Annotated in this window: 20 protein-coding genes; 5 read left to right on the top strand and 15 right to left on the bottom strand. The window is 70.6% G+C overall.

Annotated elements, in window-relative coordinates; translation table 11 throughout:
- The first annotated feature begins 8 nt into the window (after positions 1-8).
- A complete protein-coding gene (locus KSO97_RS02820) occupies positions 9-716 on the top strand; it encodes a class I SAM-dependent methyltransferase (RefSeq protein ID WP_232676368.1) in 708 nt (235 codons plus the stop codon).
- 30 nt (positions 717-746) lie between these two features.
- Here the strand turns inward: KSO97_RS02820 and KSO97_RS02815 are convergent, their stop codons facing one another.
- Positions 747-1,811, bottom strand: coding sequence for a LacI family DNA-binding transcriptional regulator (locus KSO97_RS02815; RefSeq protein ID WP_232676367.1), 1,065 nt, complete (start codon positions 1,809-1,811; stop codon positions 747-749).
- 85 nt (positions 1,812-1,896) lie between these two features.
- Here KSO97_RS02815 and radA point away from each other — a divergent pair, with 85 nt between their 5' ends.
- A complete protein-coding gene (gene radA, locus KSO97_RS02810) occupies positions 1,897-3,267 on the top strand; it encodes a DNA repair protein RadA (RefSeq protein WP_232676366.1) in 1,371 nt (456 codons plus the stop codon).
- A gap of 75 nt (positions 3,268-3,342) precedes the next feature.
- The gene (gene disA, locus KSO97_RS02805; RefSeq protein WP_232676364.1) at positions 3,343-4,425 is read left to right on the top strand and encodes a DNA integrity scanning diadenylate cyclase DisA; all 1,083 of its coding nucleotides are present in this window, start codon (positions 3,343-3,345) and stop codon (positions 4,423-4,425) included.
- 158 nt (positions 4,426-4,583) lie between these two features.
- On the opposite strand, the gene KSO97_RS02800 is transcribed toward disA, so the two are convergent.
- Positions 4,584-5,321 (bottom strand): hypothetical protein, encoded by a 738-nt coding sequence (locus tag KSO97_RS02800; protein ID WP_232676363.1) that lies wholly within the window; start codon positions 5,319-5,321, stop codon positions 4,584-4,586.
- Positions 5,322-5,432: 111 nt separating this feature from the next.
- On the opposite strand from KSO97_RS02800, the gene KSO97_RS02795 reads away from it, so the two are divergent.
- Positions 5,433-6,344 (top strand): A/G-specific adenine glycosylase, encoded by a 912-nt coding sequence (locus KSO97_RS02795; RefSeq protein ID WP_232676362.1) that lies wholly within the window; start codon positions 5,433-5,435, stop codon positions 6,342-6,344.
- Between the two features lie 16 nt (positions 6,345-6,360).
- Here the strand turns inward: KSO97_RS02795 and KSO97_RS02790 are convergent, their stop codons facing one another.
- From KSO97_RS02790 to KSO97_RS02740, 11 genes are all read right to left on the bottom strand, one after another.
- A complete protein-coding gene (locus tag KSO97_RS02790; RefSeq protein ID WP_232676361.1) occupies positions 6,361-7,563 on the bottom strand; it encodes a glycosyltransferase family 2 protein in 1,203 nt (400 codons plus the stop codon).
- Positions 7,564-7,663: 100 nt separating this feature from the next.
- A complete protein-coding gene (locus KSO97_RS02785) occupies positions 7,664-10,273 on the bottom strand; it encodes an ATP-dependent Clp protease ATP-binding subunit (RefSeq protein WP_232676360.1) in 2,610 nt (869 codons plus the stop codon).
- 349 nt (positions 10,274-10,622) lie between these two features.
- The gene (locus KSO97_RS02780; RefSeq protein ID WP_232676359.1) at positions 10,623-10,952 is read right to left on the bottom strand and encodes an Lsr2 family protein; all 330 of its coding nucleotides are present in this window, start codon (positions 10,950-10,952) and stop codon (positions 10,623-10,625) included.
- An 87-nt stretch (positions 10,953-11,039) separates the two neighbouring features.
- Entirely contained in the window at positions 11,040-11,813 is a 774-nt protein-coding gene (locus tag KSO97_RS02775; protein WP_232676358.1) for a type III pantothenate kinase, read from the bottom strand.
- A 3-nt stretch (positions 11,814-11,816) separates the two neighbouring features.
- Positions 11,817-12,719, bottom strand: coding sequence for a carboxylating nicotinate-nucleotide diphosphorylase (gene nadC / locus KSO97_RS02770; RefSeq protein WP_232676357.1), 903 nt, complete (start codon positions 12,717-12,719; stop codon positions 11,817-11,819).
- Positions 12,716-14,452 (bottom strand): L-aspartate oxidase, encoded by a 1,737-nt coding sequence (locus KSO97_RS02765; protein ID WP_232676354.1) that lies wholly within the window; start codon positions 14,450-14,452, stop codon positions 12,716-12,718. The genes nadC and KSO97_RS02765 overlap by 4 nt, the downstream gene beginning before the upstream one ends.
- A 41-nt stretch (positions 14,453-14,493) precedes the next feature.
- Positions 14,494-14,916, bottom strand: a complete 423-nt coding sequence (gene panD, locus KSO97_RS02760; protein WP_232676353.1) for an aspartate 1-decarboxylase — start codon at positions 14,914-14,916, stop codon at positions 14,494-14,496.
- Entirely contained in the window at positions 14,916-15,854 is a 939-nt protein-coding gene (gene panC / locus KSO97_RS02755; protein WP_232676352.1) for a pantoate--beta-alanine ligase, read from the bottom strand. Before panC ends, panD begins: the two co-directional genes overlap by 1 nt.
- Positions 15,851-16,837, bottom strand: a complete 987-nt coding sequence (locus KSO97_RS02750; RefSeq protein WP_232676351.1) for a Rossmann-like and DUF2520 domain-containing protein — start codon at positions 16,835-16,837, stop codon at positions 15,851-15,853. The genes panC and KSO97_RS02750 overlap by 4 nt, the downstream gene beginning before the upstream one ends.
- A 197-nt stretch (positions 16,838-17,034) precedes the next feature.
- Complete coding sequence (locus KSO97_RS02745; RefSeq protein WP_232676350.1) at positions 17,035-17,979, bottom strand: glycosyltransferase; 945 nt, start codon at positions 17,977-17,979, stop codon at positions 17,035-17,037.
- A 1-nt stretch (position 17,980) separates the two neighbouring features.
- Positions 17,981-19,090 (bottom strand): sulfotransferase family protein, encoded by a 1,110-nt coding sequence (locus tag KSO97_RS02740; protein ID WP_232676349.1) that lies wholly within the window; start codon positions 19,088-19,090, stop codon positions 17,981-17,983.
- 100 nt (positions 19,091-19,190) lie between these two features.
- Here KSO97_RS02740 and KSO97_RS02735 point away from each other — a divergent pair, with 100 nt between their 5' ends.
- A complete protein-coding gene (locus KSO97_RS02735) occupies positions 19,191-20,315 on the top strand; it encodes a glycosyltransferase (RefSeq protein WP_232676348.1) in 1,125 nt (374 codons plus the stop codon).
- 108 nt (positions 20,316-20,423) lie between these two features.
- Here KSO97_RS02735 and KSO97_RS02730 read toward each other — a convergent pair whose 3' ends face one another.
- The gene (locus KSO97_RS02730) at positions 20,424-21,386 is read right to left on the bottom strand and encodes a glycine betaine ABC transporter substrate-binding protein (protein ID WP_232676347.1); all 963 of its coding nucleotides are present in this window, start codon (positions 21,384-21,386) and stop codon (positions 20,424-20,426) included.
- A complete protein-coding gene (locus tag KSO97_RS02725) occupies positions 21,383-22,192 on the bottom strand; it encodes an ABC transporter permease (protein WP_232676345.1) in 810 nt (269 codons plus the stop codon). Before KSO97_RS02725 ends, KSO97_RS02730 begins: the two co-directional genes overlap by 4 nt.
- Positions 22,193-22,212: the final 20 nt, after the last annotated feature.

Below are 22,212 nucleotides of genomic sequence, written 5' to 3'. Positions count from 1 at the left end.
GCCGATCGGTGACGCGCTCACGCCCGGTGCGTGGCGCCATCGAGAGCGCCAACATCTGGCGGCACCCCGAGACCTACGAGGTGGAGAACCGCGCCGTCGACCCTGACGGCGTGTTGTGGCAGGCCATGCGGGACGCCGCGGACTGGTCGGGACGCACGCTGCTCGACCTCGGCTGCGGTACCGGCTTCCATCTCCCCCTCTTCGCCGCGGACGCGGCCGAGGTGATCGGCGTCGAGCCCCACCCGGACCTGCTGACGATCGCGGCGCGACGTACCCGCGCCCACCCCCACGTGCGCCTGCTGCCCGGCGCTGCGCAACGCCTTCCCCTGCCCGATTCCTCCGTCGACGTCGTGCACGCCCGCTGGGCCTACTTCTTCGGCCCGGGGTGCGAACCGGGCCTGACGGAACTCGACCGGGTCGTCCGACGTGGCGGCACGGCGATGATCATCGACAACGACGCCTCACGCTCGACCTTCGGCGCCTGGTTCCGCAGGGGATTCCCTCATCTGCCCTCCCCCGCGACGATCGAGCGGTTCTTCTCCACCCGAGGTTGGCAGCGCCGCAGCGTCGACATGGGCTGGCGGTTCGACTCGCGCACCGACCTCGAGGCCGTCGTCAGGATCGAGTTCCCTCCGGCGACCGCCGACTGGATCCTCGCCCACCACGACGGCCTCGCCGTCGACTATGCCGTCAACCTCTGGACGCGGACCTACTGACGCCCGCGTCTCCCTGCCGCGGCGCCGGCCTCAGCCGCTGGAGGGCCGCACCACCAGCGACGGCGCCAGGAGCTGCGCGGGCGCGACGACCGACGGGGTCGCGAGCAGGTCCTCCAACGCCCTCACCAGCGCGAGGGCGACCTCCTCCAGGGGCTGACGTACCGAGGTCAGTCCGGGGTGCACGACCTGGGCGACCTGGGAGTCGTCGAAGCCGACGACGGCCACGTCCTGCCCGGCATGGAGTCCTCGCTCGGCCAGCGTGTGCAGCACCCCCATCGCCAGGGTGTCGGAGGCGCAGACGAACGCGGTGGGTGCGGCGTCGTCCAACATCACCGCACTGGCCTCGCGACCGCTGGCCACGGTGTCCTCGACCCGCGAGGCCAGTCCGGAGGTGGACAGGTGGTGACCGTGCATGGCACGTGTCCATCCGGATCGACGGTCCTCGCCGAGGTGGGAGTCCTTGCGCCAGCCGATCCACGCGATCCGGGTGTGCCCGCGCTCGATCAGGTGCTCGGTCGCCGCACTGGTACCCGCCGCACCGTCGACGTCGACCCACGGATGGCGTGCGGCGTCGTCGTCCCACGGACGTCCGAACGCCACGAACGGAGCGCGCCGCTCGCGCAGCCAGGCCGCCTGGGGGTTGCCCAAGAAGGTGTCGGTGACGACGAAGGCGTCGACAGCGGTGGAACGCAGGAGGTCGTCGTAGCCCGCCATCGGGCCGGGATCGCGCGTGAACGGAGCGTCGTCGGAGAAGAGCAGCAGGTGGTAGCCGGCCTCGCGCGAGGCCCATACCAACGAGTGGACGAACCGGTCCATCGCGGTGCTGGCGGTGCCCTCCCAGATCGGGCTGAGCCTCAACCCGATCAGGTTCGAGGCACGGGTGCGCAGATTGCGCGCGGCGCGGTTGGGCACGTAGCCGAGGGTCTCGATCGCCTCCTGCACGCGCATCAACGTCTCGGGGCGGAGCAGATCGGGGTTGTTGACGGCATTCGACACCGTCTGCCGGGAGACCCCCGCGCGTTCGGCGACGTCGGCGAGCGTCGGCGCCGCGACGTGCCGCGGGGCCGGACGGGTGCTGCGGGCGGGAACGGCCACGGCCGGGCTCCTTTGTGAACGATCCAAGCGCAGCATACGCCGCCAGGCGGCCAGGGTGTCGGCACCCTGCTCTACCGTCCTGGTCATGGCCAAGGCAGTCGCACGCGCGCAGTACACCTGCTCCGAGTGCGGCTGGCAGACCGGCAAGTGGGTCGGCCGATGCGGCGAGTGCCAGGCCTGGGGATCGGTCGTCGAGGCCGGCACGCCCGCCCTGCGCACCGCAGCCGCCCCCGTCACCGCGAAGGCGGTGCCGATCGGCGAGGTCCCGCGCACCGATGCGACGTTCCGGGCCAGCGGCGTCGCCGAGCTCGACCGGGTCCTCGGCGGTGGCCTCGTGCCCGGTGCCGCGATCCTGCTCGCGGGCGAACCCGGCGTCGGCAAGAGCACGCTGCTCCTGGAAGTCGCCGCCCAGACCGCACGCACCAAGCAGCGCGTCCTCTATGTCACCGGCGAGGAGTCCGCCAGTCAGGTGCGGTTGCGCGCCGACCGGACCGGCGGGATCCACGACGAGCTCTACCTCGCCGCCGAGACCGATCTCGGTGCCGTCCTGACCCACATCGAGGACGTCCGCCCGAGCCTGCTCGTGGTCGACTCCGTGCAGACCATCGGTGCCAGCGGCAGCGACGGCGCACCCGGCGGAGTCACCCAGGTCAAGGAGGTGTCGGCGGCGCTGGTGAGGATGGCCAAGACCCGCGGCATCGCCACCGTGATCGTCGGCCACGTCACCAAGGACGGCTCGATCGCCGGCCCCCGCGTGCTGGAGCACCTGGTCGACGTCGTCCTCTACTTCGAGGGCGATCGCGACTCGCGCTTCCGCATGGTCCGGGCGGTGAAGAACCGCTTCGGTCCTGTCGACGAGGTCGGCTGCTTCGATCTCGGCCCCGACGGCATCGCCGCCGTGTCCGACCCCACCGGACTCTTCGTCGAGCAACACCGCAGCGAGGTCACCGGCACCTGCGTCGCCGTCACCATGGAAGGACGACGTCCACTCCTGGCCGAGGTGCAAGCACTGGTCGCGCCCTCACCGTTGGAGCGGCCGCGCCGGACGACGTCGGGGCTGGACGGTTCGCGCCTGGCGATGGTGCTCGCGGTGATACAGCAGCATGCCGGACTTCGGCTGCACTCCCACGACGTCTTCGCGTCCACCGTCGGTGGTGCGCGTCTGCAGGAGCCCGCGAGCGATCTCGCCGTCGCCATCGCGGTCGCATCGGCGACGTCGGGCAAGCCCACGCCGCGCGGCGTCGTCGCGATGGGTGAGCTCGGACTCTCGGGTGAGCTGCGCCGGGTGCGCGACCTCCCTCAACGCCTGGCCGAGGCCGCCCGGCTGGGCTTCGCGCTCGCCGTCGTGCCGGCGCCCCCGGATCGCGGGAGGACCGAGGCCACCGAGCACGCCGGCATGAAGGTCGTGCAGGTGCCGAACCTGCACGAAGCGCTGGAGGGTCTGCGTCTGCTGTGAAGGCCGACGTAGGCGTGCCACCGGCAGGCGCATAACCTCTCCGAGTTTTCGCGAACGCGGCACTAGGGTTCTGCCATGACCACCGTGCGCACCGAGGAGCAGGAGCGGCTGCGCGAGACGCTCGCCCTGATCGCCCCGGGAACCGCGCTCCGCGACGGCCTCGAGCGGATCCTGCGCGGGCGCACCGGGGCGCTCATCGTGCTCGGCCACGACCGCGTCGTCGAGTCGATCACCACTGGTGGTTTCGCGCTCGACGTGCCGTTCACCGCGACGGGCCTGCGCGAGTTGGCCAAGATGGACGGTGGGATCATCGTCGACCGCGACATCACGCGCATCAGCCGCGCCGCCGTGCACCTGATGCCCGACATCACCATCCCGTCGGACGAGACCGGCACCCGGCACCGCACCGCCGACCGCGTCGCCCGCCAGACCGGCTACCCCGTCATCTCGGTGTCGCAGTCGATGCAGATCATCGCCGCCTACGTCGGCGAGACCCGCCACGTGCTGGAGGACTCCGGCCAGATCCTGACCCGCGCCAACCAGGCCCTGGCGACGCTCGAGCGCTACAAGCTGCGGCTCGACGAGGTGTCGAGCACCTTGTCGGCGTTGGAGATCGAGGACCTGGTCACCGTGCGTGATGTCGCCGTGGTCGCCCAGCGGCTGGAGATGGTGACCCGCATCGCCCGCGAGATCGAGGACTACGTGCTCGAGCTCGGCACCGACGGGCGGCTGCTCTCCCTGCAGTTGGAGGAGCTGATCACCGGCGTGGACGCCGAGCGCGAGCTCGTGATCCGCGACTACGTGCCCAACGGCCGTCGGGTCAAGCCGCCCGAGGTACTGCTGGCCAAGCTCGAGGCGCTCTCCCCGACCGAGCTCGTCGACCCCGCCGCGACCGCGAAGGTGCTCGGGCTGGGTACCGCCGAGCACCTCGACGGCGCGGTCGCTCCCCGTGGGTATCGCCTGCTGACGAAGGTCCCGCGCCTCCCGGCACCGGTGGTGGACCGCCTGGTCGACCACTTCGGCACCCTGCAGAAGCTGCTCTCTGCCGGCATCGACGACCTGCAGGCGGTCGAGGGCGTCGGCGAGCTGCGTGCCCGCAGCGTGCGCGAGGGGCTCAGCCGCCTCGCGGAGTCGACGATCCTCGAACGCTACGTCTGAGCGTCAGGCCAAGCGACCCGGTGGTCGAGGGCCGACCCGGTGGTCGAGGGCCGACCCGGTGGTCGAGCTTGTCGAGACCCCCGCGGCATCTCGACAAGCTCGATGGCCGAGGGGCCGACAACCGGTTGGCTCGGCGAGGGCGTGGGTGCCTCGCCACCTCAGCCCTGACGGGTGACGACTCGCTGGGCGAGATCGAACGTGGTGTCCATCGGCTCGCCGCCGAACGTGGCGGCGGTGACGCCGTACTCACCGATCGGCGCCCATCCCATCTGCTGCGGGCATCCGGCCTCGGAGAACCGGGCGTTCCAGGTGAACTCGACGGTCGTGGTGACGTCGCGGCGCGCGACCACGAGTTGGTCGGGGACCTGCCGCGGGCACTGCCAGGTGGCCCAGACCTGCTGGTCACCGCGCGTGATCTTGAGCGCCAGGTGATCTGCGCTGAGCTTCCAGTTGCAGGCGGGCGATGCCAGGGTGCGGATCTGCAGGGTGATCGTGACCGGACGTCCGGCGACGGCCCCGGCCACCAGCGGACTCACGGCGACGTCCTCCTCGGCGCAGGGGCCGCTCGGCATCGCGAGCACCGGGGTGGGCGTGGGTGACGGCGTCGAGCCGTTCTGGTTCCGGCGCCCCTTGCGTCCTCGCTGCTTCCCGGTCGTCTCCTCCTGCGACGACGCCTCGTCGGACTCCGCACCGGCCTGCTGCCTGGGCTCGCTGGAGACCTTCGATGCGCTCGCTGGCGCCGGCACGGGCTCTTCATCCCCGCGCACGACGTCCACGGCGATGAAGAGGAGCGCGGCGACCGTGCCGAGGACGAAGAGACGCCGACGCCAGTAGACCCCGGGCTCGAGGGGGCCACGCGTCGACCGGAGGTTGGTTCGAGGCGGGCCGCTGCTCACGCCGCCACGGTAGCCGCGCGGCGCGGACAAGACGCGGAGCCACTCCGGACCCGGCTCGCCCGACCGGACCCTTCTCCTTCCAGGTGCGTGGGGGCGCGGCAGAATCGAGCTGTGCCGGTACCTGCCACGTCGTCCGCAGCGACTCCTCCGGCTGCGGTGCATCCGGTCGTCGACCCGGTGCTGGCCTGGTACGACGAGCACCAGCGCGACCTGCCCTGGCGCCGGTCCGAGGCGAGCGCCTGGTCGGTGATGGTCTCGGAGTTCATGCTGCAGCAGACCCCGGTGGCTCGAGTCATCCCCGTGCACAACGCGTGGCTCGAGCGATGGCCGACGCCAGCCGATCTGGCCGCCGAGCCGACGGGCGAAGCGGTCCGCGCCTGGGGACGCCTGGGCTACCCGCGCCGGGCCCTGCGCCTGCACGGGGCTGCGAGCGCCATCGTCGCCGACCACCACGGCGACGTGCCGGCCGACTACGACGACCTGAGACGGCTGCCCGGTGTGGGCGACTACACCGCGGCGGCGATCGCCAGCTTCGCCTACGGACGTCGGCACGTGGTGCTCGACACCAACGTGCGACGAGTGCTGGCTCGGGCGCTGTCAGGCACGGAGTTCCCCTCCGTCTCGGTGACGCGCGCCGAGCGCGACCTCGCCGCCACCGCGCTCCCGGAGGACGACGCCACCGCGGCGACCTGGTCGGTCGCGGTCATGGAGCTCGGTGCTCTGGTGTGCACCGCGGCGGCGCCACGCTGTGAGGCCTGCCCCATCGTCGATCTGTGCGCGTGGACGGCGGCGGGACGGCCTCCCTACGACGGTCCGCCCCGCAAGTCCCAGACCTGGGCCGGAACCGATCGGCAGTGCCGCGGACGGCTGTTGGCCGTCCTGCGCGACAGCGAGGGGCCCGTCCACCGCTCGCGGCTGGAGGCGGCGTGGCACGACGCTGTCCAGCGCGAGCGATGCGTGGCCAGCCTCATCGCCGACGAGCTGCTCGTGCAGGTGGGTGCCGAGGTGTACGCGCTCCCCTGAATCACCGGGGACCGAGTCAGCCGGTGTTCTGGCCCGACTCGATCGGGTCGGGGTCTCCGCCGGCCTGCGCCTCACGGGCAGCGATCTCCTGCCGGTTCCCCGCAGCTGCGGCCAGCACCTCCTCCGACATCTGCCACGCGCGGCCACAGCGGTCGGCGAGGGCGCGGTCCTCCGCGTCCAGGCGCGTCACGACGCGATCGAGGAGCCTGGCCAAGTCACGTGCCGTGCGCCCGGTGTGGAAGGGCCACTTGTTCTCCGGAGCGAGTGCGGCCAGCACCCGCTCCAACTCCGCGGCCTGGACGGCATCGAAGGACGCCGGCCGGTGCGCACCGGCGTCGGGGTCGACGGCTTCGAGGGCGCCGAGCGCCAGCAGGGCGTCGAACGGGTCCTCGGTCGTCGCCCGGTAGATCTCGGCGAACCGTGCCCGCGCCTGCCTCGGCGAGAGGTCGGCGTCGAGGACCTCCTGTAGAGCGCGGGCCACGGGTTCACGGCCGGGCCGGAAGCTCACCTTGCCGCCGGAGGTGAGGATGTTGGTCCACTTGCGGACGAACTCCTCCCCCGACCACGACTCGTAGTGCAGCACCCGGGCGAAGTCGCCGGTGCGGCCCGGCGTCTCGTCCTGCCGGACGTCGTGCGCGCCGTGCAGGGTGTGCCAGCGGTCCATCCGCGGGCGGATGGCGCTCTTGCCCTCCAGATGGCCGTGGAAGTAGCTGCCGTTCCCCGCAGCGACGAGAAGGCCCTGCTCATGCGCACGCCTCAGTTCGTCGGAGTCGAGCAGGCGTTTGAAGTGCGTCACGCGATCGCCCCGCCACTGCCACCGGCTCACGGCCTCCCACGGCAGGGCCCGCACGACGTCGACGTCCGCGGGCAACGTGTCGATCACCGGACGGTCGAGCAGAAGCACCTCGTCGGCATCGATGTGGAAGAGCCACTCCACCGGACCGCCCGCGCCCGAGGCGAAGGGCGCCAACAACACGCGAGCGACGTTGGCGTTGATCCGCTGGCGAGCGTTGAGTTGCACGGGCCGCTTGCCGTGCCACCAGGCCTCGTCCGCGGCCACGACCGTTACGTGGGGGTGACGTCGGAGTCTCCGGACAACCCTCCGGTCGGCGTCGTCGACGAAGACGACGAGGTGGTCGACGCCGTTAGCGAGGTTCCGCTCCACGAATCTGCTCAGGCTGGTCGAGGTGTCCTTGACCGTGCTCGCCGTCAGAATCACGCCGCCAACCTACGCTGACCCGTCTCGGCGACGCGATGGGTCACCCTCCACGACACGTTGACCCGTCTTCAGGGGGAGGCGGGCCCACCGTGTCGGTGGATCAGGCGGTCGCGTCGCCCTCGCCGGCGGCGCCGGTTCCCGGCGCCTTCGGGATGTCGACGGGGCCGTCATCGGCGGACTGGCCGTGGGCTCCCGCGTCGGTGGAGCCGCCGACCTCGGCGGTCTCCAGCGGCGGCAGGTCGGGCACCTCGCTGACCTTCTCGCCGGCGAAGGTGAAGACGGCCGACGGGCCGGTCCCCTCGACGTCGACCAGCACGATCTGGCCCGGGCCGACCTCGCCGTAGAGCATCTTCTCGGCGAGCACGTCCTCGATCTCGCGCTGCACCGTGCGACGCAGCGGTCGAGCGCCGAGCACCGGGTCGAAGCCCCGCTCCGCAAGGAGGTCCTTGGCCGCCTGGGTGAGCTCGATCCGCATGTCGCGATCGCGCAGACGTCCCTCGACGGCGGCGATCATGTTGTCGACCATCGCCACGATCTGCTCCTGCGAGAGCGGCGGGAAGACGATGATCTCGTCGACGCGGTTGAGGAACTCGGGGCGGAAGTGCTGCTTGAGCTCGTCGGAGACCTTGCCCTTCATCCGCTCGTAGCTGCCTGCGGCGTCCCCGGACTGGTTGAAGCCCAGGTGGACCGACTTCGCGATGTCACGGGTACCCAGGTTGGTGGTCATGATGATGACGGTGTTCTTGAAGTCGACCACGCGGCCCTGGGAGTCGGTCAGACGACCCTCCTCCAGGATCTGCAGCAGGCTGTTGAAGATGTCGGGGTGCGCCTTCTCGACCTCGTCGAACAGCACGACCGAGAACGGCTTGCGCCGCACCTTCTCGGTCAGCTGGCCGCCCTCCTCGTAGCCCACGTAGCCCGGGGGCGAGCCGAAGAGGCGCGAGACGGTGTGCTTCTCGCTGAACTCGCTCATGTCGAGCTGGATGAGCGCGTCCTCGTCGCCGAAGAGGAACTCCGCCAGCGTCTTGGACAACCAGGTCTTACCGACACCCGAGGGGCCGGCGAAGATGAACGAGCCACCGGGGCGCTTCGGGTCCTTCAGACCCGCACGGGTACGACGGATCGCGCGGGAGAGCGCCCGGACGGCCTCTTCCTGACCGATCACGCGCTTGTGCAGCTCGTCCTCCATCTTGAGCAGGCGCGTCGACTCCTCCTCCGACAGTTTCACGATCGGGATGCCGGTCGCGACGGCGAGCACCTCGGCGATCAGCTCCTCGTCGACCTCGGCCACCTCGTCCATGTCGCCGGCGCGCCACTGCTTCTCGCGCTCGGACTTCTTCAGGATGAGCTGCTTCTCCTCGTCGCGCAGACGCGCGGCGGCCTCGAAGTCCTGCCCGTCGATCGCGGCCTCCTTGCGGGCGCGCACGTCGGCGATCTTCTCGTCGAACTCGCGCAGGTCCGGCGGGGCCGTCATCCGGCGGATGCGCAGTCGCGATCCCGCCTCGTCGATGAGGTCGATCGCCTTGTCCGGCAGGAACCGGTCGGAGATGTAGCGATCGGCCAACGTCGCGGCGCTGACCAGCGCCTCGTCGGTGATGGTCACGCGGTGGTGGGCCTCGTAGCGGTCGCGCAGTCCCTTGAGCATCTCGATGGTGTGCGCGATGGTCGGCTCGGCGACCTGGATCGGCTGGAAGCGGCGCTCGAGCGCGGCGTCCTTCTCCAGGTACTTCCGGTACTCGTCCAGCGTCGTGGCGCCGATGGTCTGCAGCTCACCGCGTGCCAGCATCGGCTTGAGGATGCTCGCCGCGTCGATGGCGCCCTCGGCTGCCCCGGCGCCGACGAGGGTGTGGATCTCGTCGATGAACAAGATGATGTCGCCGCGGGTACGGATCTCCTTGAGCACCTTCTTCAGGCGCTCCTCGAAGTCACCGCGGTAACGGCTGCCCGCCACCAGTGCGCCGAGGTCGAGGGTGTAGATCTGCTTGTCCTTGAGCGTCTCCGGCACGTGGCCGCGCACGATGTCCTGGGCCAGGCCCGAGACGATCGTCGTCTTGCCGACGCCGGGCTCACCGATCAGCACCGGGTTGTTCTTCGTGCGGCGCGAGAGGATCTGCATGACCCGCTCGACTTCCTTCTCACGACCGATGACGGGGTCGAGCTTGCCCTCGCGCGCGTCCTGGGTGAGATTCTGACCGAACTGGTCGAGCACCAGCGAGGACGACGGTGCCTCGCCGCCACCGGCCGTGGCCGCCGCCTGGGCCGACTCCTTGCCTTGGAAGCCCGAGAGCAGCTGGATGACCTGCTGGCGCACGCGGTTGAGGTCCGCACCGAGCTTCTGCAGCACCTGGGCGGCGACGCCCTCACCCTCGCGGATCAGCCCCAGCAGGATGTGCTCGGTGCCGATGTAGGAGTGGCCCAACTGCAGCGCCTCGCGCAGCGAGAGCTCGAGCACCTTCTTGGCACGCGGGGTGAAGGGAATGTGGCCCGACGGCGCCTGCTGACCCTGGCCGATGATCTCCTCGACCTGGGCGCGCACCGCCTCCAAGGAGATGTCGAGGCTCTCGAGGGCCTTGGCCGCGACGCCCTCACCCTCGTGGATCAGGCCGAGCAGGATGTGCTCGGTGCCGATGTAGTTGTGGGACAGCATGCGGGCCTCTTCCTGCGCCAGCACGACCACCCGACGAGCTCGGTCGGTAAACCGCTCGAACATATGCATCTCCTCCGCGTACGTGGGGCCGCACCGTCCTGTGCCGGACGGCGGGGAACACGAGGTACAACCCCTCGGCCAGCCTACGCGTTCCCTGTTCGGCTGTTCGGGTGTCCGCCCTGAGCGAACGTCCCGCTCTGAGCGACGAGCTTGCGAGCCGATTCAGGGGTAGTGGGAGGTTGAGGAGCGGTCGCGAGTGATGAACGAACTCGCGGCCGCGTCTCGAAACCGTCGCGCCGAAGCGGCGAGCCCGCGAGCCGGTTCGAGAGCAGCGGCGGGTTCACGGAAGAGGCATGCAACGGTCAGACCCCCACCTCCATGCGGAGGCGAGGGTCTGATCAGAACCGGTACGTCAGTTCGCGGCGTCGAACGCCTCACGCACGTCGGCCGGGATGCGACCGCGGTCGGGCACGTCGTGACCGTTGGAGCGAGCCCAGTCGCGGATCTCCCGGGCGCTCGGCCCGGTTCCCGACGCCGAGGCAGCGCGACGGCCGCTCTTGCGCGATGCCGTGACTCGACGGCCGTGCCCGATGTATCCGGCGAGGGCCTCGCGCAGGGCGCTGGCGTTCTCCTCGTTGAGATCGATCTCGTAATTGCTTCCGTCGAGACCGAAACTCACGGTCTCGACCGCTTCGCTACCGTCGAGGTCATCGACGAGAACGATGTTCACCCGTTGCGCCATATCCGCTCCTTCATCTATGCCCGAAACACGCGAGAATGCCCACGTGCACCGCGTTCCATCGTGGCAAAGAAGCGTTCGATTCTCAATTCAGCAATTACGCCGAAAAACCATTTCCAGACCACGCAGCGTAAGCCAGGGATCGTGATCGGTGAAAACATCGCATTCGTCGACGACCTGCTCGGCCAGATATCCGGTGCTGATCACCGAGACGTCGGCGCGAGCGCAGCCCAGTTCCTCGATCATGCGGGCCACCAGTCCGTCCACCTGAGCGGCGACACCGAACACCAGTCCCGACTGCAGTGCCTCGACGGTGTTCTTCGCGATGACCGCACGTGGACGAGCGATCTCGACCTGCCGCAACTGGGCGCCTCGGCGGCCCAGCGCAGCCAAGGAGATCTCGATGCCCGGAGTGATCGCGCCGCCCAGGTACTGACCTGAGGCGCTGACGACGTCGTAGGTCGTGGCGGTGCCGCCGAAGTCCACGACGATCGCCGGTCCGCCATAGAGCGTCGCCGCCGCCAGTGAATTCACGATCCGATCGGTGCCGACCTCGCGCGGGTTGTCTGTCAGCACCGGAATTCCGGTCCGCACGCCGGGTTCGACCATGAGGGAGGGCACCTGCGGGAAATGCCGCGTCAACATGTCGCGCCCCGCCTGGGTGAGCACCGGGACGGTGGAACACACCACGATGCCGTCCAGATCATCGAGTCGGCGCCGCAGCAGACCCCGCAGATAGATCGCCCATTCGTCGGCGGTGCGATGCTCATCGGTGGAGATTCGCCAATGCGCCCCGACCTCGCCGTCCTCGATGAGTCCGAGCACGGTGTGGGCATTGCCGATATCGACGGCGAGCAAGCTCATGACCTACTCCTCGATCAGATCGAGGCCGAGGTCGAATACCTGCACCGAATGCGTCAGGGCGCCGACCGAGATGAAATCGACGCCGGTCAGCGCGACGTCCCGCGCCCGCTCGATGGTCAGACCACCCGAGGCCTCCAATGTGGCGCGGCCGGCGGTCAGGCGTACCGCCTCGGCCATCGTCTCGGTGCTCATGTTGTCGAGCAGGATCTCGGTGCAGCCCGCCTCCAGCAGAGCACGGAGCTGGTCGAGGTCGGTGACCTCGACCTCCACGCGCATCTCGGGGTACGACGCACGGACGGCCTCGAACGCCGGCACCACGCCGCCGGCAGCGACGACGTGGTTGTCCTTGACCATGGCACGATCGGAGAGCCCGAAACGATGGTTGACCCCACCACCGCAGCGCACCGCGTATTTCTGCAGCGCTCGGAGCCCCGGCAGGGTCTTGCGGGTGTCGAGCACCCGCGCGCGCGTGCCGTCGAGGGCCTCGACCCACTCAGCGGTCGCGGTGGCGATCCCGGAGAGATGGCTGGCCAGGTTCAACGCCGTGCGTTCGGCGGTCAGCAATCCCCGGGTCGGGCCCGCCACGCGCAGCACGACGTCTCCGGCCTGCACGCGCGCACCGTCCGGGAGCCGACCGGAGACGACGACGTCATCGCCGAGCACGATGCGGAAGACCAGCTCGGCGATGCCCAGCCCGGCCACGACGCCGGCGTGGCGGGCGGCGAAGACCCCTTCGGCTCGCGCCTCGGCCGGGATCGTCGCCACCGACGTGACATCGACCGTGTCGCCCGGGCAGTCCTCCTGCAGAGCTCGCAGGATGTGGTCGACGGTCTCCTCGAACGGCACGCCGGCCGTCGCCATCTCCTCGCGGAGGATCCGACCGGCCTCCTCGACGTAGAACTTCATGAGCGACTGCCCCCCTCGTGGTTCGACGTCGGCCCGACCGAGGCTGCATCGGGTCGCGCGAAAGGATCGAGGACGTCGCTCGGCTGGGCCGCGACGAACTCGATCACCGCCTCGCCGTCGATCAGCCGGGTGTCGAAGTGGCCCGCCCACGCGACGTCGTCGCGGTCGGGGTGGTCCTCGCGCCAATGGGAGCCGCGCGTCTCCTGGCGCAGGCGGGCGGCGTCGGTCAGCACCTGGGCGAGGCTCAACAGGTTCGTGGTCTCCCAGGCCGCGAGGTCGGGCGCGGCTCCTGCACGCGCGCCGAGCTTCTCCAGGGACGCCGCGGCCTCGGCGAGGCCGGACTCGTGGCGCAGCACGCCGACCCGCGAGGTCATCGTCCGCTGGACCTCCTCACGCGTCTCGCCCGCCACGAGTCCGACGTCGCGGGCATCGGGCGCGGGATCGCGCGGTGCGGGCAGTTCCTCGGGCAGCACGGCCGCGATCCGGCGAGAGAAGACCAGTCCCTCGAGCAAGGAGTTGGACGCGAGGCGGTTGGCGCCGTGGACCCCGGAACAGGCCACCTCGCCGGTGGCGTAGAGCCCGCGGACGTCGGTGCGGCCGTGCAGGTCGGTACGCACCCCGCCCGAGGCGTAATGGCATGCCGGCGCGACGGGGATGAGGTCGGTCACCGGGTCCACGCCGTGCGCACGGCAGGTCGCCAGGATGGTCGGGAAGCGGCGCTCCCAGAAGGCGGCGGCACCCTCCGCCCCGCCGATGTGGCGGGCGTCGAGCCACATGTGGTCGTGGCCGGTGTCGAGCATCCGGCGCATGATCGCCTTGGCGACGACGTCACGCGGGGCGAGGTCGGCCAGCTCGTGGACGCCCTGCATGAACGGGACGCCGTCGAAGTCGACGAGCACCGCGCCCTCCCCGCGCACCGCCTCGGAGATCAGCGGCTGCTGCCCGTGCGCGTCCACGCCCAGGTACATCACGGTGGGGTGGAACTGGACGAACTCCAGGTCGCGCAGCGTGGCACCCGCGCGCAGGGCGAGCGCCATCCCGTCACCGGTGGCGACGATCGGGTTGGTGGTCTGCTCGAAGACCTGGCCGAGGCCACCGGAGGCGAGAACCACGGCGCGGCAGTGCACCGCACCCACGCCGTCCCGCTGCCCCTCCCCCATCACGTGCAGCGTCACCCCGGCGACGCCGCCGTCCTCGGCCAGGAGGAGGTCCAGGGCCAGGGCGTGCTTGATGATCTCGATCTCGGGCGCTGCGCCGACGGCCGCGATGAGCGCCCGCTGGATCTCCGCTCCGGTGGCGTCGCCGCCCGCGTGCGCGATGCGATCCCGGTGGTGTCCACCCTCGCGCGTCAGTGACAGCTCTCCGTCGGGGTCGTGGTCGAACATCGCGCCCAGCGCGATCAGCTCGCGAACCGCCTCGGGGCCCTCGTCGACGAGGACCTGCACAGCCGCGGCGTCGCACACTCCGGCACCCGCGACGAGGGTGTCCCAGGCATGCTCGCCCGGGGTGTCGCCCGGGCCGAGAGCGGCCGCGATGCCACCTTGTGCCCATTGCGTCGAGCCGGCCGCGATGCGGTCCTTGGTGACGACGAGGACCTTGTCGACGTGGTCCTTCAGCCGCAACGCGGCGGTCAGGCCGGCGATGCCGGAGCCGATGATCACGACGTCGGCGCTCGTCGTCCAGCCGGGCTCGGGGGCGCTCAGTCGGCGCGGTGCGCGGCGGGAAGTGGGCATCGCAGCAGAGTATCGGCGGGCGTTCGGAGCGGGTGGCTCGGTCAGCTGACCGTACGGACGGCGTCGCCGCGCACCAGGCTCGGGTCGCCGAACGTCTCGGCCGGGTCGAAGCCGGTGGCCATGATCTTGTTGTCGGCGTCCACGAAGACGACGTGCGGCTGGTGGGCCTTCGCCTCCTCGGTCGTCATCTGGCCGTAGGCGATCAGGATCACCAGGTCACCCGGGTGCACCAGGCGTGCCGCCGCGCCGTTGATGCCGATCACGCCGCTGCCGCGCTCGCCGGCGATCGTGTAGGTCTCCAACCGTGCGCCGTTGGTGATGTCGACGATGTGCACCAGCTCCCCGGGGAGCAGATCGGCGGCATCGAGGAGGTCCTCGTCGACGGTGACCGATCCGACGTAGTGCAGGTCGGCCTGGGTGACGGTGGCCCGGTGGATCTTGCTCGTCATCATCGTGCGCAACATCAGCGGTCTCCTCCGCGGTGGTTCTCAGGATGTGCCGGACTCGGGGGCCCCAGGGTCAGGGGCAGGTTGTCGATCAGGCGGGTCGTGCCGATGCGGGCGGCGATCAGCGCACGCGCCGGCCCGGTCGGCAGGTCGGGGTCGTCCCGCTCGACGCGCTCGCCGCGAGAGGTCAGGTCGTCCAGCTCCGGCGTGGTGATGGCCAGGTAGTCGAGGTCGACCCCCTCGGCCGATCGCAGTTCCGTACGAGCGGCGTCCAGGGCCGCCACCAGCCCGTCGGCGCCGGCGTCCTGGACGGCGCGCAGGGTGCGCGAGAGCGCCGCGGCCTGACGCCGTTGCTCGCCGTCGAGGTAGACGTTGCGGCTCGACATCGCCAGGCCATCGTCCTCCCGCAGAGTCGGCGCACCGACGACGTCGACGCCGAGGCAGAGGTCGGCGACCATCCGTCGGATCAGCACGAGCTGCTGGTAGTCCTTCTGACCGAACACGGCGACGTCGGGGCGCACCAGACCGAAGAGCTTGGCGACGACGGTCAGCACTCCGGCGAAGTGGCCGGGGCGGGTACGCCCTTCGAGCACCTCCGCGAGCGGCCCCGGTGACACGGTGACCATCGGCGTGCCGCCGGGGTAGACCTCGTCGACGCTGGGCGCGAACACGACGTCGACTCCCTGGCGCGCACAGACCTCGAGGTCGGAGTCCCAGGTGCGCGGGTAGCGGTCCAGGTCCTCGCCGGCACCGAACTGCAGCGGGTTGACGAAGATCGAGACGACGACGGGGGCGTCGGCACCGACCTCGGCCCGCGCGACCTGCATCAGGCTGGCATGACCATCGTGCAACGCGCCCATGGTCGGCACGAACGCGCTGCGGTGCCCGGCGCCACGTGCGGAACCGAGCAACTCGGCGAGCTCACCGCGGGTCGACGCGACGGTGGGTGAGGTCACGCCGTCCGCCAGCTCGGGCGCGGCCGGGCTGTGGTCTCGGCCTCGTCGAGCACCTCGCTGAGTTTGAGGGCGCGCAACGGCACCAGGCGACCGTCGGTGACCGCACGGCCGAGCGTCGCTCGGGCGAGCGCCAGGTAGGACGGCATCGTGGTGGGCGCTTGTGCCGCGATCTGCTCCAGGTGGGCCTGCACGGTGTTCACGTCCCCGCGCACGATCGGCCCGGTCAGGGCGGCATCGCCCTGGTCCAGAGCGTTGTCGAGAGCCGCGGTCAGCAGCGGGCGCAGCGTGGCCGCCGGGTCGTCGGCGCCTGCGGCGGCGAGCAGCTCCATCGCCTCGGTCACCAGGGTCACCAGGTGGTTCGCGCCGTGGGCGAGTCCTGCGTGGTAGAGCGCGCGGCGGGTCTCGGGTACCCACATCGCCCGTCCACCGATCGCGTCGACGAGCTCGGCCGCGATCGCACGCTCCTCGGGCTCGGCCGTCAGGCCGAACACGCACCCGTGCAGCCGATCGAGGTCGACGGCGGTCCCGGTGAAGGTCATCGCCGGGTGCAGCGCGATCGCGCGCGCACCGCGGGCGATCGCCGGTGCGAGAACGGCGAGGCCGTGTCTCCCCGAGGTGTGCACGACGAGCTGACGCTCGCTGATCGCGCCGGACTCGCTGAGCACCGTGACGACGTTGCCGAGCATGTCGTCGGGCACGGTGAGCAGCAGCAGATCGCAGGCGCGGGCGACGGCGCTGGGCTTGAGCACTGCGACGCCCGGCAGAAGGTCGTCGATGCGCCGACGCGAGGCGCCGGACTCACCGGCGACGGCCACGACGTCGTGGCCTGCGTGCTGCAGCGCGGCGGCGAGCACCGCGCCGACCCGCCCTGCACCGACGACGCCGATCCGGAAGCGACGAGCGTGCTCGCTGGTCGTCGGCACCTCGGCCCGTGCGGGCACGGCGGAGTGCGCAGGCAGCATCGACTGCGTGGGGTGTGACATGGGACGAGTCCTGACGTTTCAGTCCCTCCGACCACCCAGATCGTGCGCTCTGCTGGCAGAGGCGCGTCACCAGGCCGGTGTGGGTACCAGACGGTGTGCTCGGTCATCACCAATCTACGCCGCTCCCGGTCGGCGTGGGAACCGAACACAACGTGCTCAACGCCACATTGCGCTGACCCGTCCGTGTTGCCGACGGGTCAGCGGCGCTGGTCGTCGGAGGAGACGACGGTGCCCACCTGGAGGGGGCGAGGCGCCTGAGGCAGCCAGGTGCGTGTCACGTGGTCGACGATGTGCACGCCCTCGGGGGCGAGGATCTCGTGCACGCCCTCGGGCACCACGCCGTCCTTGAGGGCGTTGAAGACCGTCCACTCCCGGCGCTTTCGCTTGTTGCGGAAGCTGGTGGCGAAGGACGACGGATCGGTCCAGTGCGCGAACTCGTCGCCGTCGAGGTACTTCAGCTCGACGCAGAGGCCGTGCGGGAGCCCGATCGAGCGCACCGGGTCCGGCGTCGTGCGGACCTCCCACTCGAAGGCTTTGGTGAAGGTGAAGTCCGGGCCGATCGGGAAGCCCCACTCCTCGGCGTTGCGGAGGCCGAGATCCAGGAAGCCGCGGCGGTCGCCGTCGAGGTAGAGGCCATGACGTGGCACCCGGATGATCGACTGCACGCCGCCGATCTGCCACGCCAGATCACCCAGCGAGGCCTCACCCTCGGTGGTCAGCACCATGTCGCCGTCCCACTTGAACGAGTACCGCGTGCCGACCTGGGCGAAGCACCAGTTGTAGAAGTAGGAGAGCGAGTGCACCGAGAGCTCGTGGACGGCGAGGTGCTCGGCACCCGCGCGTGCGACGTCGAAGGGGTAGACGGCGGTCGCGAGCTTGTGGGCGAGCCCGGTGCGCTCAGCCGCGTCGAGCGTCACCTCGAGAGTGCCGTCGGTCGATCCGTTGTCGACGACGAGCACGTGGTCCATCGCGCGCAACAGCGGCGGCAGCACGAACGGCATCGACGGCGCCTCGTCCTTCACCCGGAGGACGGCGGTGCTCCCCGCGCGCAGTCCCTCGGGCCGGGCCCAGGGCCAGGTGATGTCGAAGTCGGAGTGACCCTCGAGGTTCTGCAACCCCGAGGCGCCGGCGTGCGCGGCCACCTCAGCCCCGCTCGCGGCCGGCCATCTTGCGCAGGCCGCGCCGCATACCCGGCGGGACCATGGCCCGCAGGCCGTGCGGCACCCGGTCGGCGGCGAAGGTGGACGCGTCCGCAGGCGAGCCCGGTGCGCCAGGACCACTGGGGGCCGCCTTGCCCTGACGCCGCAACCGTTGCTCGGTCGCGACGACGGTGGACCGCGAGATCGCCTCGGACTCGGCGTAGAGGTCGGTGTAGGCCTCGCGCAACTCGTCGAGCGTCGCGTGCACGTCCGCGGTGTCGCCCTCCGGCTCGGCGAGCTTGTTCAGCTCGTTCCAGGTCTCGCCGACCAGGTCGTGCAGCCGCGCGGGCAACCCGAGGTCGTCGAGGGTCTGGCTCATCCGTCGCAACGACGGGTCGACGAAGCGGTGTCCGGCGCGGATCTTCTCGCTGTCCGCGTGCAGGACGTGCTGCAGCTGCAGCACCTGTCCGACGTGCATGGTGGTCTTGGTCCAGTCGCTGAGCAGGTCGGCGTAGCGCACGAAGACCCGGCCGCCGTCGGCCACCGACTCGCGGGTGCCGCGCTCGGTGTGCAGGAGCATGTTGAGCCAGCTGGCAGCCAGGTGCGCCGAGCCGAGCTTGTTGGCGTAGTAGGTCTGCTTGGAGCCCACGACCTCGGCCGGCGGACGCAGCATCGTCGCGAACACAGGCGTGGCGCCGGTGCGGATCGCGGCCACCCGCCACAGTCCCAGGAACCAACTGAGCCGCGGATCCTTGACGACCAGTTCGTTGTTCACGGAGAAGTGCTGCGCGAGCCACTCGGCAGTCTCGATCCGCACCGGTTCGCGGGTGGCGATACGGCCGGTCTCGAACCACGCGTCGGGGCGGGAGTCGGAGACCTGCACCAGAGCTTCCTTGAGCAGCCGGTCGTGATGGTCGACGACCCACTGCGGCTCGCTGAAGCCCTTGGGGTTCGTCTCGTCGGGGGCCACCTCCGGGAGAGGCACGTGCAGACCGAGGATCTGCATGAGGCCCGCCATGGTGCTGGTGCCGCTCCGGCCCGCACCGGCCACGAAGAGGACCTTGCGCGGGTACTGCGCGGGATCCGTCGGGTCGATCGCGTTCGCCTCACTCACGATCAGCCAGCCTAACGGCAGGGATGGGTCCGGCTTCGCGCCGCTGGGTCAACGCGCCGACGGACCCGAACCGGAAGGCGCGGTGGCGTAGGTTGCCGCCATGCCGCTGCGCCGACGTCGTCCGCTGCTGAGCGTGGTGGTCCCCGTCTACAACGTCGAGGCGTATCTGGCCCAGGCGCTCGCGTCGGTGCTGGCGCAGACCTATCGGGACCTCGACGTCGTCGTGGTGGACGACGGCTCGACCGACGGCTCCGGCGCACTCGCCGACGAACTGGCCGCCACGGACCCTCGGGTGCGTGTCGTGCACACCGAGAACCGCGGCCTCGGAGCCGCGCGCAACGAGGGCATCCGGCATGCGCGCGGCGACCTGCTCACCTTCGCCGACTCCGACGACGTCGTGCCAGAGACGGCCTACGCCGCTCTGACCCGGCAGCTGCGTCGCACGGGATCCGACCTGGTGACGGGATCGATCGCCTGGTGGCGCCCCGAGGAACCGAGCCAACAGCTGGTGCAGCCACCGTGGATGCGGCGCCTCCATCGGACTCGTGCGGCCGGGATGATCGATCAGATGCCCGAACTCCTCGGCGACGTCTTCGCGTGGAACAAGGTCTTCACCCGCGCCTTCTGGGACCGAACCGGCCTGACCTGGCTCGAGGGACACCGGTACGAGGACCAGCCCACCGCGACGCGCGCCTACCTCGCTGCCGCCCGGGTCGGCGTCATCCCCGAGGTGGTCTACCACTGGCGGATCCGCACGGACGGCTCCTCCATCACCCAGCAACGAGCGTCGCTAGACGACCTCGCTGATCGCTGGCTCACCAAGCGTCTGAGTCTGCGCCACGTCGAGGAGTACGGCTCGGCGAAGGTCACCCGGGCGTTCCGCGACCTGGTGCTTCCTGGGGATCTGCACCGCTACTTCGTGCTGATCCCCGGTTGCGACGACGCCTGGTACGCCGGCCTGGAGGAGGGCGTCGATGAACTGTTCGGTCGGCAGCGCTCGCTCGTCTACTCCGGGCTACCGCCGGCACACCGGCTGACCGGCTGGCTGGTCGAGCAGGGACGACGGGCCGACGCCGTCCTGGTGCAGGAGCGCCTGGCCGCGCTCGCGCCGGGCGAGCGCCTGCCGCGCGTCACCGACAGCGGCGGTCTGCGGCTCGACGTGCCGGGGCTCGACGCCGACACCGTGCTCCGCGCCGCTCTGGAGGTGCGAGCGCACGAGCGGTGAGACCGGTGGTCGCATCTCGACAAGCTCGACGACCGACCAGCCCGGTGGCCGAGCTTCCCGAGACGCTCACGGCATCTCGACAAGCTCGATGACCGACCATCCCGGTGATCAGATCAGGCCCTGCTCCTCGAGGAAGTCGCGCGCGACGTCGTCGGACTTCTCGCGGTCGATGGTGACGCGTGCCAGCAGGTCGTTGATCACGTCGTTGTCGAGCTCGGCCATCAGAGCATCCAGCAGGTCGGCGAGACCCTCGTGCTCGGCGAGGAAGTCGGTCGCAACCGCAGGCACGTAGTTCTGGGCCGGCTGGATGCCACGGTCGTCCTCGAGCAGGACGAGCTCCTCGGCCTCGAGGTTCGGGTCGATCGTGCCGGTCAGGCCCAGCTGCGCCTCGCCGCTCTGCACGGCGGAGTAGGTCTCCGGGGAGGCGAAGCCCAGCGGAAGGATCTCGGTGATGTCGATGCCGTAGACGCCGCTCAGGCCGCCCTCGCAGTCGGCGCGACCCTCGCAGTCGGGCGAGGCCGCCAGCACGATCGACTCACCCTCGAGGTCGGAGAGCTTCTCCAGGCCGCCGTCGGCCTGCTCCGCGGTGACGAAGAAGGCGTTCTGCGAGTTGGCCTCGGACAGGTCGAGCAGGGTGATGCCGGCCGCCTCGGCGAGCGGCGCGACCTCGGCCAGCGTGGCCTCGGAGTCGTTGGAGGTGACCGGCTCGGCACCTTCGCCGTTCTCGCGGGTGTTGAGGAAGTCGCCGAGCGCACCGAGGTACTCCGGCACGATGTCGACGCTGCCGGGGAACTCACCCATGTAGGCGTCGCGGGCATCGACGGCCTTGACCTGCACGTCGAACCCGTTCTCGCTGAGCAGCACGTCGTACAGGGACCCGACCAACGCGGCCTCGGGGAAGTTCTGGGTGGCGACGGTGACCGAGGCACCGCCGCCCACGTCGTTGCCCGACCCTGCCGGGTCGGAGTCGGCGTCGTCGCCACAGGCAGCCAGGGCGGTGCCGGCGAGCAGGAGAGCGGAAGCGAGCGCGATCGGGCGCGCGAAGGAGCGGTTCTTGCGTGGGAGCATCATGGCGACACCGTAGAGGCATCCGCCGACATGCCGCTCTCACCCGGACGGCGAGGCGTGCGCGCCGCACCGAAGCGAGGCCTGGAGCCGCGATCCGATCGGCGATCCGAGCCGGCGCCGGAACGCCCACCGGACGCCGCGTGCTCGGCCCGACGCTGCAGCCAGGCCATCGCCAGCTCCAGGCAGACCGCGACACCCGCGACGATCAAGGCGCCTGCGATGCCCTGGCTGCGACGGTCGGTGTTGGCGAAGCCGAGCCGGATCACGTTCCCCAGGCCGGGGCCGCCGACCAGCGCGGCGATGGTCGCGGTCGCCCACACCTGTACCAGCGCGAGCCGGACACCCGACACGATCAGCGGCAATGCGAGCGGCAGTTCGATGCGGCGGAAGCGCTGCCACCCCGACATCCCGAGACCGCGAGCCGCATCGACCACCTCGTCCGAGACGCCGCGCATCGCCACGTAGGCCTGGGTGACGATCGGCGGAAGCGCGAAGCACACCAGCGCCAGCAGCGTGGCCAGCCCCGCCCGGCCGTAGGGACCGAACTGGTCCGAGCCCGGCCAGGAGGCACGGGCGAGCAGCGCGAGGAGCGCGAAGGTCGGCACGGCGCGACCGACCGCGGAGATCTGGATCGCGAGCCACCCCAGCCGTCCGATGTGCCCCAGCCACAGGGCGACGGGGAGTCCGACGAGCATCGTCAGCGCGAGAGCGGTCCCGGTGAGCAGCAGCTGCTGGGTGAGCTGGTCGGCGAGCCCGCCCTGACGTGACCAGGCCTCGCCGTCGGTCAGGAAGTTCCAGACGTCGCTCATGACGGGGTCCTCGCGGGCTT

The organism is Nocardioides sp. R-C-SC26 (assembly GCF_021246465.1).
In the GTDB taxonomy this organism is placed as follows: Bacteria; Actinomycetota; Actinomycetes; order Propionibacteriales; family Nocardioidaceae; genus Nocardioides.
The sequence above is the reverse complement of the archived record's forward strand: the minus strand, read 5'-3'. Positions and strand labels throughout refer to the sequence as shown.

What these genes read in the sequence shown, in the direction of transcription:
- radA (WP_232676366.1), top strand. Translation starts at nt 1,897, where the DNA reads ATGGCCAAGGCAGTCGCACGCGCGCAGTACACCTGCTCCGAGTGCGGC.
- disA (WP_232676364.1), top strand. Translation starts at nt 3,343, where the DNA reads ATGACCACCGTGCGCACCGAGGAGCAGGAGCGGCTGCGCGAGACGCTC.
- KSO97_RS02785 (WP_232676360.1), bottom strand. Translation starts at nt 10,273, where the DNA reads ATGTTCGAGCGGTTTACCGACCGAGCTCGTCGGGTGGTCGTGCTGGCG.
- KSO97_RS02780 (WP_232676359.1), bottom strand. Translation starts at nt 10,952, where the DNA reads ATGGCGCAACGGGTGAACATCGTTCTCGTCGATGACCTCGACGGTAGC.
- KSO97_RS02775 (WP_232676358.1), bottom strand. Translation starts at nt 11,813, where the DNA reads ATGAGCTTGCTCGCCGTCGATATCGGCAATGCCCACACCGTGCTCGGA.
- nadC (WP_232676357.1), bottom strand. Translation starts at nt 12,719, where the DNA reads ATGAAGTTCTACGTCGAGGAGGCCGGTCGGATCCTCCGCGAGGAGATG.
- KSO97_RS02765 (WP_232676354.1), bottom strand. Translation starts at nt 14,452, where the DNA reads ATGCCCACTTCCCGCCGCGCACCGCGCCGACTGAGCGCCCCCGAGCCC.
- panD (WP_232676353.1), bottom strand. Translation starts at nt 14,916, where the DNA reads ATGTTGCGCACGATGATGACGAGCAAGATCCACCGGGCCACCGTCACC.
- KSO97_RS02750 (WP_232676351.1), bottom strand. Translation starts at nt 16,837, where the DNA reads ATGTCACACCCCACGCAGTCGATGCTGCCTGCGCACTCCGCCGTGCCC.
- KSO97_RS02735 (WP_232676348.1), top strand. Translation starts at nt 19,191, where the DNA reads ATGCCGCTGCGCCGACGTCGTCCGCTGCTGAGCGTGGTGGTCCCCGTC.
- KSO97_RS02730 (WP_232676347.1), bottom strand. Translation starts at nt 21,386, where the DNA reads ATGATGCTCCCACGCAAGAACCGCTCCTTCGCGCGCCCGATCGCGCTC.
- KSO97_RS02725 (WP_232676345.1), bottom strand. Translation starts at nt 22,192, where the DNA reads ATGAGCGACGTCTGGAACTTCCTGACCGACGGCGAGGCCTGGTCACGT.